This window comes from Tabrizicola sp. (assembly GCF_030694085.1).
Taxonomy (GTDB): domain Bacteria; phylum Pseudomonadota; class Alphaproteobacteria; order Rhodobacterales; family Rhodobacteraceae; genus Tabrizicola.
Map to the genome: position 1 here is coordinate 1 of NZ_JAUXZE010000004.1, position 1,334 is coordinate 1,334.

1 protein-coding gene and 1 pseudogene are annotated in these 1,334 nt (G+C 49.3%); both read right to left on the minus strand.

The window, feature by feature from the left end:
* Nucleotides 1-1,197: ATP-binding protein (locus Q8M85_RS00315; protein ID WP_371135155.1), on the minus strand; the 1,197-nt coding region annotated here is incomplete at its 3' end.
* A pseudogene (locus Q8M85_RS23330) lies at nucleotides 1,128-1,322 on the minus strand (PAS domain S-box protein); the annotation flags it as partial. The gene Q8M85_RS00315 and the pseudogene Q8M85_RS23330, both read right to left, overlap by 70 nt.
* Nucleotides 1,323-1,334 lie beyond the last annotated feature (12 nt).

Consider the following 1,334-nt stretch of genomic DNA (forward strand, 5'->3'; position numbering starts at 1 on the left):
AGTTGATACGCCCTGTGTTCCGTTGCGTGCAATCGCTATTTGATGTCCCGACATCGTAAACCATAAAGCGGTGCTTTCCACAACATCTTCATTATCATCAATCAGCAAAACTCTCAGGCCTTGATCAGTCTCTTTAGTTGAGCTCTGCAAAGTTAACGGCATTGTTAGGGCCGTTTCCTCTACGAGTCCGGGTAACTGAATCAAGAATTGCGAACCCTGATTGACACCTTGGCTGTAAGCTGTGATTTGGCCGCCATGTAGTTCGATCAGCTTCTTCGCCAAGGTAAGCCCAAGCCCCAAGCCACCTTCGGAGTGGTCGAGTCCTATTGTTCCTTGGATGAATAGATCGAAGATATGAGGCAGCAGTTGCGGTTCAATGCCCATGCCATTGTCCCGGACGTGAACGAAGATTGACGAACATTCGACACTTGCGCTCAGGTCAATACAGCCACCCACATCGGTATATTTAACAGCATTATTAAGCAGATTGGTAAACACCTGGGTGAGACGAATGGGATCGCCTTGCAGATAGATGGGCTGTGTTGGCAATTCGAGATTGAGTGTTTGATGTTTCGTTTGGATTAATGGCAGAATTGATTCTGTCAAATCTTTGAGCAGCTTAACCAGCTCGACACGTTCCCGTTGGATTTTTACTTGGCCTCGGGTGATGCGCGAAACATCCAATAAGTCATCGACAAGTTTGGTAATATGGGTCACATTACGATTCAGTGTCTCAGCGGCCCAGTTCAGTGTCGATTCCTTGAGAGGGGATGAAGACAAGACTTGTGCTACGTTACCGATGGGTGTTAGCGGATTGCGCAGTTCGTGACCGAGCATGGCTAAGAATTCGTCTTTGCGCCGGTCTGATTCGCGCAGTAGTGCCTCAGTCTTTTTCTGTTCGGTGATGTCGAGATTGATACCCGCCCAGTATTTGATATTTCCGTTATTGTCCCGCACCGGTACGCCGCGGGCTAGAATTGGATACCATTGCCCATCCGCCCCGCGAAAACGATGCTCAATATCCCACACACCACCCGTGCGGATACATTCTTGCCACGCCGAAAGGGTGCTTTCGGCATCGTCGGGATGCAACACGTTACCCATCCGAAATTCGAGCATTGATCCTGGGTGAGTCCGACGAGTTTGAGAAAACTGGGACTTGCATAAATGTTTCGTCCTTCTGAATCGCAAACCCAAACGCCATAATCAATGGATTCTCCGATAGCGCGGTACAACGCCTCACTCTCGCGGAGAGCCGCAGCCGCATGCTCCCGTTCCGCTGCTATTTGTATTTGCGTTTCAGCTTGCTTAATGTTGTCGATATCCGTACAAGT